Annotated in this window: 9 protein-coding genes; 4 read left to right on the top strand and 5 right to left on the bottom strand. The window is 62.2% G+C overall.

All coding sequences use genetic code 11. The features are described from left to right. Window positions 1-53 precede the first annotated feature (53 nt). The 4 genes from FSO04_RS38215 to ugpB all read right to left on the bottom strand — a co-directional run bounded on the left by FSO04_RS38215 (window position 54) and on the right by ugpB (window position 4,363). Window positions 54-1,142, bottom strand: a complete 1,089-nt coding sequence (locus tag FSO04_RS38215) for a sn-glycerol-3-phosphate import ATP-binding protein UgpC (protein WP_154566641.1) — start codon at window positions 1,140-1,142, stop codon at window positions 54-56. Between the two features lie 94 nt (window positions 1,143-1,236). Next, window positions 1,237-2,082 carry a sn-glycerol-3-phosphate ABC transporter permease UgpE gene (gene ugpE, locus FSO04_RS38210; protein WP_154566640.1) on the bottom strand — a complete coding sequence of 282 codons (846 nt, stop codon included), beginning with the start codon at window positions 2,080-2,082 and terminating at the stop codon, window positions 1,237-1,239. Further along, window positions 2,079-2,963 carry a sn-glycerol-3-phosphate ABC transporter permease UgpA gene (gene ugpA, locus FSO04_RS38205; protein WP_054036671.1) on the bottom strand — a complete coding sequence of 295 codons (885 nt, stop codon included), beginning with the start codon at window positions 2,961-2,963 and terminating at the stop codon, window positions 2,079-2,081. The genes ugpE and ugpA overlap by 4 nt, the downstream gene beginning before the upstream one ends. Before the next feature lie 74 nt (window positions 2,964-3,037). After that, on the bottom strand, window positions 3,038-4,363 hold the full coding sequence (gene ugpB / locus FSO04_RS38200; protein WP_154566639.1) for a sn-glycerol-3-phosphate ABC transporter substrate-binding protein UgpB: 1,326 nt from the start codon (window positions 4,361-4,363) through the stop codon (window positions 3,038-3,040). Between the two features lie 249 nt (window positions 4,364-4,612). Between ugpB and FSO04_RS38195 the strand changes: the two genes are divergently transcribed. Then, entirely contained in the window at window positions 4,613-5,593 is a 981-nt protein-coding gene (locus FSO04_RS38195) for a glycerophosphodiester phosphodiesterase family protein (protein ID WP_154566638.1), read from the top strand. Between the two features lie 86 nt (window positions 5,594-5,679). On the opposite strand, the gene ychF is transcribed toward FSO04_RS38195, so the two are convergent. After that, a complete protein-coding gene (gene ychF / locus FSO04_RS38190) occupies window positions 5,680-6,774 on the bottom strand; it encodes a redox-regulated ATPase YchF (protein WP_154566637.1) in 1,095 nt (364 codons plus the stop codon). 262 nt (window positions 6,775-7,036) lie between these two features. Here ychF and FSO04_RS38185 point away from each other — a divergent pair, with 262 nt between their 5' ends. The 3 genes from FSO04_RS38185 to FSO04_RS38175 all read left to right on the top strand — a co-directional run bounded on the left by FSO04_RS38185 (window position 7,037) and on the right by FSO04_RS38175 (window position 10,944). After that, window positions 7,037-8,209, top strand: a complete 1,173-nt coding sequence (locus FSO04_RS38185) for a UbiH/UbiF family hydroxylase (RefSeq protein ID WP_154566636.1) — start codon at window positions 7,037-7,039, stop codon at window positions 8,207-8,209. A 124-nt stretch (window positions 8,210-8,333) separates the two neighbouring features. Continuing rightward, a complete protein-coding gene (locus FSO04_RS38180; protein WP_154566635.1) occupies window positions 8,334-9,059 on the top strand; it encodes a DsbC family protein in 726 nt (241 codons plus the stop codon). Between the two features lie 94 nt (window positions 9,060-9,153). Continuing rightward, the gene (locus FSO04_RS38175; protein WP_154566634.1) at window positions 9,154-10,944 is read left to right on the top strand and encodes a M61 family metallopeptidase; all 1,791 of its coding nucleotides are present in this window, start codon (window positions 9,154-9,156) and stop codon (window positions 10,942-10,944) included. The last annotated feature ends 62 nt before the right edge of the window (window positions 10,945-11,006 follow it).

Genomic DNA, 11,006 nt, shown 5'->3' with positions numbered 1-11,006 from the left:
TGGCATTGTACTTCGGGGCGGGGGTGGGGCGGCAGAGGGCACCCCTCGCGACGTCAGTTCGCGCGCCGTCCACTCGCCGGATCGAAGAAATGCAGATGCTGCGCGGGCAGCGAGACTTGCAGCGCTTCGCCAGCCGGGGGGCGGTGCGTGTGCGGCAGCCGCACGGTCACGTCGTGCTTGCCCCAGCGGCCGTGCGCGAGGTTGTCCGCGCCGAGCAGTTCGCAGGAATCGACGGTCAACGTGGCGTTGGATGCGTCCGCTTGACCCGGCGTCATGTGCTCGGGGCGAATGCCGAGCGTCCATTCGCGGCCCTTCGCAACTTCCCGGCCGATCGATGCCACGCCTGTAAGCGGCAGTTTCGGACCGTTGCCAGCCACTTCAAACGTCAAGCCGTCATCCGACACGCGGCCTTCCAGCAGATTCATCCCCGGTGAGCCGATGAAGCTCGCGACGAACACCGTCGCCGGCCGCTCGTAGACCTCGGTCGGCGCGCCGATCTGCTCCGCGTGACCCTTGTTCATCACGATTACGCGTTGCGCCAGCGTCATCGCTTCGATCTGATCGTGGGTGACGTACAGGCTGGTCGTGGCAAGCCGTGCATGCAGGCGCTGGATTTCGAGGCGCATTTGCACGCGCAGGCGTGCATCGAGATTGGACAGCGGCTCATCGAACAGAAACACCGCCGGCTCGCGCACGATCGCGCGGCCCATGGCGACACGTTGTCGTTGCCCGCCGGACAACTCGCGCGGCTTGCGTGCGAGCAGCGGACCAAGCTCGAGAATCTGCGCCGCAGCGTCCACGCGCTTCGCAATCTGCGCGCGATCGACGCCCGCAATCTTCAGCGCGTAGCCCATGTTTTCGGCGACGCTCATATGCGGATACAGCGCGTAGTTCTGGAACACCATCGCGATGTTGCGATCTTTCGGCTCCAGGCGATTGACCACTTTGCCGGAGATCGAGACGGTGCCGTCGGAGATGCCTTCGAGCCCGGCCACCATCCGCAGCAAGGTCGATTTGCCGCAACCCGACGGACCGACCATCACGACGAACTCGCCGTCCGAGACGTCCACATCGATGCCGTGCAACACGAACTGTTTGCCGTCGTAGGTCTTTTTAACGCCTTGCAGAGTCAGTGCAGCCATGCTGTTTTAGCCTTTTCGTTGCTTGCCGCGCGTGCCACGCTTTGCGCGGCGTTCTTTATTTGTCCAACGCCGAAGCTCGCCCAAGCTGCGCGAGTTACTTCTCCGAGTCCACCAGTCCGCGCACGAACCAGCGTTGCATCGTCAGCACGACGGCGAGCGGCGGCAGCATCGCGAGCAGCGTCGCGGTCATCACGAGATGCCATTCGGTTGCGGTATCGCCGGAGGCGATCATGCTTTTGATGCCGACCACGGCCGTGGTCAGCGATTGCTGGCTTGTAATCAGGATCGGCCATAGATACTGATTCCAGCCGTAAATGAACGTGATGACAAAGAGCGCCGCCATGTTCGTTTTTGACAGAGGCAGCACCACGTCCCAGAAGAATCGCATTGCGCCCGCGCCGTCGATACGCGCCGCTTCCATCAGTTCATCGGGCAGCGTCATGAAGAATTGCCTGAACAGGAACGTGGCGGTGGCCGATGCGATCAGCGGCAACGTCAACCCGCTATACGTATTGCTCATATGCATCGACGACACGACTTGCACGGTCGGAAAGATGCGCACTTCGACCGGCAGCATCAGCGTGACGAAGATCAGCCAGAACGACAAATTGCGAAACGGAAAGCGGAAAAACACGATCGCATACGCGGAGATCATCGAGATGGCGATCTTGCCGATCGAAATCACCAGCGCCATGACGAGGCTGTTGAACAGCATGCGGCCGAACGGCGCCGCCGCATTGCCGCTGCCATGCGACCAGACCGTCGAGATGTTCTCGAACAGATGCGTACTCGGCACTAGTGACAGCGGCACGCTGAACACCTCGTACTCGCTCATCGTCGCCGCGCAAAACGCGACGTACACCGGAAACACCACCAGCACGACGCCGAGAATCAGCACCGCATGGCAGAAGAGGTCGAAACCGCGGCGGTTCTCGATCATGAGTATTGAACCCTGCGTTCGATGAAGCGGAATTGCACGACCGTCAACGCGACGACGATCACCATCAGGATGACGGACTGCGCACCCGAGCTGCCGATGTCCAGCCCCTGAAAGCCTTCGGCGAAAATCTTGTAGATCAGCGTGCGGGTGGACTGGGCCGGGCCGCCGCCGGTGGCGGCGTCGATCACCGGGAAGGTGTCGAAGAACGCGTAGGTGATATTGATCACCAGCAGGAAGAAGCTGGTCGGCGAAAGCAGCGGCAGGGCGATGCCGAAGAAGCGCCGCACCGGACCGGCGCCGTCGATGGCCGCCGCTTCGATCAGTGAGCGCGGAATCGCCTGCAAGCCGGCGTAGAAGAACAAAAAGTTATAACTGACCTGCTTCCACACCGAAGCCAGCACCACCAGAAACATCGCCTGGCCCGCATTCAATGCGTGATTCCAAACGATGCCGTACTTGGCGAGCGCATAGGTGACGAGGCCGATGCTCGGATTGAACAGGAACGACCACAACACGGCGGCGATCGCGGGCGCGACCGCATACGGCCAGATCAGCAGGGTCTGATAAGCCTTGGCGCCGCGTGTCACGCGATCCGCGCAGACCGCCAGCAGAAGCGAAATCACCAATCCGAACACGGTGACGAGCGCACAGAAAATCAGCGTCGTATTGAACGACGACAGGTAAAGCGGATCGGCGAACAACTGCTTGAAATTGGCAAGCCCGACAAACTCGCTCGACGTGCCGAACGCGTCCTGACTCTGCGTGGATTGCCACAGCGCTTCGCCTGCCGGCCACAGAAAGAACAGCAGCGTGATCAGGAGTTGCGGCGCGACGAGCAGGTAGGGCAGCACGCTGGTGCCGAAGCTGGAGCGCTTTTCCATCGAAGTTTCCTAGGTTCTGCTGCAACAACAGGTTTCGGTGCGAGCGCACCGAAACCTTGCCGGTTCGTGCTTGGTTAGTTACCGGCTTTCTCGAAGCGGCGCAGCAACTCGTCGCCACGCGACACCGACGAATCGAGCGCTTGTTGCGGCGTCTTCTTGTCCGCCCACACCTGTTCGAGTTCTTCGTCGATCACGGTGCGGATCTGCGGCATGTTGCCCAGACGCAAGCCTTTCGTGTACGGCAGCGGCGGTTTGTTGAGCATCTGCTTGATCGCGGTATCGCTGCCCGGATTCTTCTCGTAGAAGCCTTGCTGCTGGGTCAGCTGATACGCGGCGGTTGTGACCGGCAGATAGCCGGTGTCCTGGTGCCACTTCGCGGCAACCGGCGCCGACGACAGATAAGACATGAATTTCGCCACGCCCTTGTACACCGCCGGATCTTTACCCGACAGCACCCACAGGCTCGCCCCGCCGATGATCGCGTTCTGCGGCGCGCCCTTCACGCTGGCGTCGTACGGCATCATGCCGGTGCCAAAATTAAACTTCGCGTACTTCTTGATTGTGGCAAGCGAGCCCGACGAGTTCGTAATGATCCCGCAGTCACCGCTATAGAACTTCGACACCGGTTCGTCCTTGCGGCCGACGTACGTGAAGGTGCCTTCCTTCTGCATGTTCTGCAGGAACTGGATGTGCGCGACCTGCAGCGGCTTGTTGAATTCGAGCTGCGCGTCGGCGCCGTCGAACCCATTGTTCTTCGACGCGAACGGGGCGCCATGCCAGGCGCTATAGTTTTCGAGCTGAATCCAGCTCTGCCAGCCCGACGAATAACCGCACGCCATGCCCGACGCCTTCAGCTTCTGTGCGTCCACCTGCAATTCGGCCCAGGTTTTCGGCGGCTGATTCGGATCGAGCCCGGCTTTCTTGAACGCGTCCTTGTTGTAGTACAACACTGGCGTCGAGCTGTTGAATGGCATCGAGATCAGTTCGCCGGTCTTGGAGTCGCTGTAATAGCTGGCGATGGTTGGCACGAAGGCCTTTTCGTCGAGCGGTACGCCGGCTTGCTTGAATACTTCCGAGACCGGGATCACGGCTTTCTTCGCCTGCATCATTGTCGCGGTGCCGACTTCGTAGACCTGCAGAATGGCCGGCGCGTTGCCGCTGCGATAAGCCGCGATGCCGGCGGCGAGGGTCTGGTCGTAGCTGCCCTTGAACACCGGTACGATCTTGTAGTCGCTTTGCGACGCGTTGAACGCGTTGGCGATGTCGTTCAGACGCTCACCGAGGGCGGCTTCCATGGCGTGCCAGAACTGGATTTCAGTGGCGGCATGGGCTGCCTGGCTAATGCCGAGGCTCAGCACGGCGGCAACGGAAAGTGAACGGAATAACGGCTTGCAACGCATCGATTTGATCTCCTTTGTCGACCGGAGTTAGCGCTTTAGCGCTTACTCCGGTCCCATGCAATTGATTGCTGACGGAACGGGCGCAGATGGGAATCGCGCGATTCTATTTGTGTTCGATGACAGTCCGGCGTCAGGTGCCTGGCGGAGGCCCGCTTTTTGACAGGCGCCGACTGCCGCAATTTAACATCGGCTGTCACGAAACGGAAACAATGCACGCTTGATCAGCGTGCTTATTAATCAGGATTCCAGATGCAGAGTTCAGTACGATTGGCGGTTTTCGGCTCGATAGCGAGTCTCATCCTGCTCGCGGGATGTGGACTGACGCCCACCACGACGAATAACGGGCCGTCGACGGTGACCTCGTTGCCGAAGATCATCGCGCATCGCGGCGGCACTGGCGACGCGCCCGAAAACACGCTCGAAGCGATTCGGCAGTCGATCGCACATCGTGCCGACGCTATGTGGCTTACGGTTCAGTTGAGCAAGGACGGCGTGCCGGTGTTGTACCGCCCGGCCGATCTGTCGGCATTGACCGACACGAAAGGGCCGGTGTCCGCATTCACGGCGGCAGAACTCGCGCGTATGAACGCCGGCTGGAATTTCCGCCGTGGCGACGCGTATCGCTACCGTGATCACCCGATTGGTATTCCGACGCTGCGGCAAGCGTTGCAAGCAATTCCGCCCGCCATGCCGATCATCCTCGATATGAAAGCGCTGCCCGCCGCGCCGCAGGCGCTGGCGGTGGCACGTGTGCTGGACGAAGAAAACGCGTGGCCGCGCGTATCGATCTATTCGACGGAAGCGGACTATCAGCAGAGTTTCGCCGTGTATCCACATGCCAGGCTGTTCGAGTCGCGGGACACGACACGGGCGCGGCTCGTGCGCGTGCTGCTCAACCAGGGCTGTGTGGACGCGCCGGCTGAACACACCGCCACGGCGTTCGAATTGCACCGGCAGATGACGGTGGTGGAAAAATTCACGCTTGGCGAGGGACGCTCGGATGTGCAGGCAAGCTTGTGGACGCCCGCGACGGTCGCGTGCTTCCGGCGGAAGCCCGATGTGCGGATCGTCGCGATCGCGGTGAACGACCCGGACGATTATCGGGCGGCGGCGTGTCTGGGGATCGACGCGGTGCTGGTCGATTCGCCGCTGCAGATGGCGGCAGTCAAGGCAAGTATGGCTATGCCGCTGCGATGTGAGGCCCGGCAGGGGGCGCAGAGCAGGCAATAAAAAAGCCCGCATTTCGCGGGCCTTCTTCTTCCATTACGGCGGCGTTCAGCCTTTCGCTGGCCACCGCCTGACGCCGAGGCGAAGCCTCAAACGTTGAACAGGAAGTTCATCACGTCGCCGTCGTGGACGACGTATTCCTTACCTTCCGCACGCATCTTGCCGGCTTCCTTCGCACCTTGTTCACCTTTGTAGGTGATGAAATCGGTGAAGCCGATCGTCTGCGCGCGAATGAAGCCGCGCTCGAAGTCGGTGTGAATCGCGCCTGCTGCCTGCGGTGCCGTGTCGCCGACATGGATCGTCCATGCGCGCACTTCCTTCACGCCGGCCGTGAAGTAGGTTTGCAGGCCCAGCAACTTGAAACCCGCGCGGATCACGCGGTTCAGGCCCGGCTCGTGCATGCCCATATCGGCGAGGAACACTTCCATATCCGCTTCTTCGAGGTCGGCGATTTCCGCTTCGATCGCGGCGCACACCGCAACGACCGGCGCGTTTTCCGCTGCCGCGAACTTCGACACCGCGTCCAGATGCGGGTTGTTCTCGAAACCGCCTTCCTTCACGTTGGCGACGTACATGGTCGGCTTGGCGGTGATCAGGCAGAACGGCTTGAGCGTGGCCTTTTCTTCATCCGACAGGTCGAGCGCGCGGACCGGCTTGGCCTGGTCGAGTTGCGCGCGCACCTTTTCCAGCACGGCGGCGTTCTTGATGGCTTCTTTGTCGTTACCCGACTTGGCGGCCTTCGAATAGCGCGACAGCGCTTTTTCGACGGTCGCGAGGTCGGCCAGCGCCAACTCGGTGTTGATCACTTCGATATCCGACAGCGGATCGACCTTGTTCGCGACGTGGATCACGTTGTCGTCTTCGAAGCAGCGCACCACGTGCGTGATCGCATCGGTTTCGCGGATGTTCGCGAGGAACTGGTTGCCCAGACCTTCACCCTTGCTCGCACCGGCCACGAGACCGGCGATGTCGACGAATTCCACCACGGCCGGCAGGATGCGCTCCGGTTTGACGATTTCGGCGAGGGCCTTCAAACGTGCGTCCGGCACTTCGACAATGCCGACGTTCGGCTCGATCGTGCAGAACGGGTAGTTTTCGGCGGCAATACCCGCCTTGGTCAGCGCGTTGAACAGGGTGGACTTGCCGACGTTAGGCAAGCCGACGATGCCGCATTTGAGGCTCATGGAAATCCTTCAGTGAATCAGTAAGTTGCGTGATGCGCTCAACGCTGTGTGCAGGATTCGGAAAGCCTTCGCGTTTGGCGGGGCGAAGCGAGTGCAGCGGAGCGGGACAAGACACCAGATCGGGGCGTTGCCTCGACGATTCTGGGCGAGTTTTGTCACGGAAAGCGCAATTGTAACCCGTTCGGATGGGGTTCTTGATCTGCCTGCGGTAAAGCGGGGCGCTCGATCCGTCCCCGGCAACCCCCGCGGCTATAATGCGCGGATGAATGCACACCACCAGACCTTTGATGCCGCCGTGATAGGCGGCGGGCTCGTCGGCAAGACCGCGGCGCTGGCGCTGACGCAAGGCGGACTGCGCGTGGCGCTGCTCGCGCAACCCTGTGCGGCGCTGGCCGCCGGCGCCGCCTTCGACTCGCGGGTCTACGCGCTGTCGTCGAGTTCACAGGCTCTGCTGGAGCGATTGCGGGTCTGGCAGGCGCTCGATCTGTCCAGGCTCGGACCCGTCTACGACATGCGCGTCTATGGCGATGCGCATGCTGAACTCCACTTTTCCGCGTTTCAGGCGTCCGTGCCGCAACTGGCGTGGATCGTCGAGTCGTCGGTGATCGAGCGCGCACTGGATGCCGCGCTGCGTTTCCAGCCGAATCTCACCTGGATCGACACGCGTGCGCAGGCGCTCGACTTTACCGCGGATGGCGCGAGCGTCGGTCTCGCCAACGGCAACGTGCTCGAGGCCGATCTGGTGGTCGGCGCCGACGGGGCGCATTCGTGGGTGCGCGCGCAGATTGGCTCGAAAATGGACCGGCGCGACTACAAGCAAACCGGCGTGGTCGCGAATTTCAAGGCCGAAAAGCCGCACAGCGAAACCGCTTACCAATGGTTCAGGGACGGCGAAATCATCGCGCTGCTGCCGATGCCGGACGGCCACGTGTCGCTGGTCTGGTCGGCGCGCACCGAGCATGCCGAGCAACTGCTCGCGCTCGATCCGGCGCAACTCGCGGCTGAAGTCGAGCGCGTGACGGGCGAGCAGTTCGGCGCTTTGGAATGCGTGACGCCCGCGCAAGGCTTCCCGCTCGCGCTGCAAACCGTCGATAAGCTCGTGGCGCCGCACGTCGCGCTGGTTGGCGATGCCGCGCATCTGATTCACCCGTTGGCGGGCCAGGGCATGAACCTCGGTTTGCGCGATGTCGCGGCGCTTGCCGAGACGGTCGCCGGCAAGGAAGCGTTCCGTGATCTCGGCGACATGGTGCTGCTGCGCCGCTACGAGCGTGCCCGCCGCGAAGACATCCGCGCGCTGATGATCGCCACCGACGGCCTGCAAAAGCTCTTCTCGGCGCCCGGTCCGTTTGCCAAGGTATTGCGCAATACCGGCATGGCATTTGTCGGCGCGCAGCCGTTCATCAAGCGCTGGCTGGTGTCGGCCGCGCTGGGGTAAAGCGGTCTACCCGGCATACCCAGCCGGCGAGACGGGTATCATGAACGGATGGACGCCATTCTGGTCAGACCAGAAACGTCCCAAAAAACGCGCCTCACGCGCGATCGAACTCCAGGAATTAAGCATGAAAAAATCCTTCCGCATCGCGGCCGTCGCGCTCGCGATCGCTGCCGTGGCAATCGGCTGCTCCGCGCAGGCCGACCAAGCCACCGACAAGCTCAAAGCCACCCTGCAAACGCGTCTGACCGACGTGACGATCAAGAGCGTGACGAAGTCGCCGGTTGCCGGTCTCTACGAAGTGAATCTCGGCACGCAGATCATCTATAGCGATGCGAATGGCGATTACCTCATGCTCGGCGACATTGTCGACGCGAAGACCCGCAAGAATCTGACCGAAGCGCGTCTGGCGGAGACCAACCGGATCGACTTCGCGAGCCTGCCGTTCGCGAACGCGGTGAAGGTCGTGAAGGGCAACGGCGCGCGCAAGATCGCCGTGTTCTCCGATCCGAACTGCCCGTACTGCAAGCAGCTCGAAACCACGCTCAAGTCGATCGATAACGTCACGGTCTACACCTTCCTGTACCCGGTGCTGTCGCCGGATTCGACCGCCAAGTCGAAGTCGATCTGGTGCTCGACCGACCGCGCGAAGGCGTGGGAATCGTGGATGCAGGATCGTCAGGCGCCCACGGCAGCCGGCACCTGCGACACCGCCGCGATCGACAAGAACCTGGCGCTCGGCCGCGCGATGAACGTCGACGGCACGCCCACGGTGTTCCTCGCCGACGGTCGCCGCCTGCCCGGCGCCGTGCCGGCCGACCGGCTGGACAAGGAAATGTCCGCCGTGCGCTGAGCACGCAGCACCAGTCGAAGAAAGGAGGCGCGCAGTGCGCCTCCTTTCACATCAAGTCCGCACATCCCCGCCTGAAGTCACCTAATCGCCGCCGATGAAGCCGATCCGCTACACCATCGTTCCGAAGCAACCCGCCGCCCACCTGTTCGAAGTCACCGTGACCGTTGCCGATCCCGATCCGGCCGGCCAGCGTTTCATGCTGCCGGTTTGGATTCCGGGCAGCTACATGGTGCGCGAATTCGCGCGCAACATCGTCACGTTGCGGGCTACCAATGACGCCGGCCGCAAGGTGCGTGTCGAAAAGACCGACAAGCACACGTGGCAGGCGGCGCCGGTCAAAGGCGCGCTGACGCTGCGCTACGAGGTGTATGCATGGGATCTGTCGGTGCGCGCTGCGCATCTTGATGACACGACGGGCTTCTTCAACGGCACCAGTGTATTTCTGTCGCCGCTCGGTCACGAGGAGGCGCAGTGCGTGGTCGATATCCAGAAGCCGGAAGGCGCGGCGTATCGCGACTGGCGCGTCGCCACGGCGTTGCCGGAAGCGCGCGGCACGAAGCGCTATGGCTTCGGCGAGTATCGCGCGCAGAACTACGACGAGTTGATCGATCATCCGGTAACGTTGGGCGAATTCGCGCTTGCAACCTTCAAGGCGCACGGTGTGCCGCACGACATCGTGATCGCAGGTCGCGTGATCGGGCTCGATATGGCCCGTCTGTCCGCCGATCTGAAGCGTATCTGCGAAACGCAGATCGCGCTGTTCGAGCCGAAGTCGAAGAAAGCGCCCATGGATCGCTACGTGTTCATGACGCAGGCCGTCACCGATGGCTATGGCGGACTGGAGCATCGCGCCTCGACGGCGTTGATCTGCAACCGGGGCGATCTGCCGGTGGAAGGCCGCGACGCGCCCGCCGAGGGCTACCGAACCTACCTCGGTCTGTGCAGTCACGAATACTTCCACACCTGGAACGTGAAGCGCATCAAGCCGGCCGTGTTCGCGCCGTACGACCTGAGCGTCGAAAACTACACGTCGCTGCTGTGGCTGTTCGAAGGCTTCACTTCTTACTACGACGATCTGATCCTCGTGCGCAGCGGCCTGATCTCGCAAGACGACTATTTCGGCCTGCTCGGCAAGGTAGTCGGTGGCGTGCAGCGTGGCAGCGGCCGTCTGAAGCAGACGGTGGCCGAAAGCTCGTTCGACGCCTGGGTCAAATACTATCGGCAGGATGAAAACGCGCCGAATGCGATCGTCAGCTATTATACCAAGGGCTCGCTCGTCGCGCTTGCGTTCGATCTGACGATTCGTGCGCAGACTAACAACCGCAAATCGCTCGACGACGTGATGCGCCTGCTGTGGCAGCGCTTCGGGCGCGACTTCTACCGCGGCAAGCCCGTCGGTGTCGAAGAAAGCGAGATCGAGGCGATTTTTGCCGAAGCGACCGGTGTGCAACTGGCCGAGTTGTTCGCTGAAGCCGTACACGGCACGCGCGATCTGCCCCTCGATACGCTGCTCGCGCCTTTTGGCGTCACGCTCGCACCCGAGCTCGAGAAGAATGGCAAGCCGTCGCTCGGCGCGCGCATGCGCGGCGGCGCGGATTGCACGCTGGCGGCCGTTCACGACGGCAGCGCGGCGCAAAAGGCCGGCCTCTCGGCAGGCGACGTGCTGATCGCGCTCGACGGTCTGCGCGTAACCGGCTCGAATCTTGATTCGCTACTGTCGCGCTATCTGCCGGGTGCGAAGGTCGAGGTTCACGCCTTCCGCCGCGACGAGCTGCGCACCGCGCAAGTCAAGCTGGACGGGCCTGACGTGGCGCGCTACAAGCTGACCGTCAGCGATAAGCGGCCAGCCGCGCGCAAGGCGCTGGAGCGTTGGCTGGCAAGCTGATCGTAATCCACGCTGTCGCTAATCGAAAGTTCGGGGCGGGGGATTGTTCTACCAGTGCAACA

Origin of the sequence: Paraburkholderia madseniana, from assembly GCF_009690905.1 — a bacterium.
Classification (GTDB): domain Bacteria; phylum Pseudomonadota; class Gammaproteobacteria; order Burkholderiales; family Burkholderiaceae; genus Paraburkholderia; species Paraburkholderia madseniana.
The sequence above is the reverse complement of the archived record's forward strand: the minus strand, read 5'-3'. Positions and strand labels throughout refer to the sequence as shown.

Bases quoted from the DNA above. Each gene is read 5' to 3' on its own strand.
- ugpE (WP_154566640.1), bottom strand. From the start codon at position 2,082: ATGATCGAGAACCGCCGCGGTTTCGACCTCTTCTGCCATGCGGTGCTG.
- FSO04_RS38180 (WP_154566635.1), top strand. From the start codon at position 8,334: ATGAAAAAATCCTTCCGCATCGCGGCCGTCGCGCTCGCGATCGCTGCC.
- FSO04_RS38185 (WP_154566636.1), top strand. From the start codon at position 7,037: ATGAATGCACACCACCAGACCTTTGATGCCGCCGTGATAGGCGGCGGG.
- FSO04_RS38215 (WP_154566641.1), bottom strand. From the start codon at position 1,142: ATGGCTGCACTGACTCTGCAAGGCGTTAAAAAGACCTACGACGGCAAA.
- ychF (WP_154566637.1), bottom strand. From the start codon at position 6,774: ATGAGCCTCAAATGCGGCATCGTCGGCTTGCCTAACGTCGGCAAGTCC.
- ugpA (WP_054036671.1), bottom strand. From the start codon at position 2,963: ATGGAAAAGCGCTCCAGCTTCGGCACCAGCGTGCTGCCCTACCTGCTC.
- FSO04_RS38195 (WP_154566638.1), top strand. From the start codon at position 4,613: ATGCAGAGTTCAGTACGATTGGCGGTTTTCGGCTCGATAGCGAGTCTC.
- ugpB (WP_154566639.1), bottom strand. From the start codon at position 4,363: ATGCGTTGCAAGCCGTTATTCCGTTCACTTTCCGTTGCCGCCGTGCTG.
- FSO04_RS38175 (WP_154566634.1), top strand. From the start codon at position 9,154: ATGAAGCCGATCCGCTACACCATCGTTCCGAAGCAACCCGCCGCCCAC.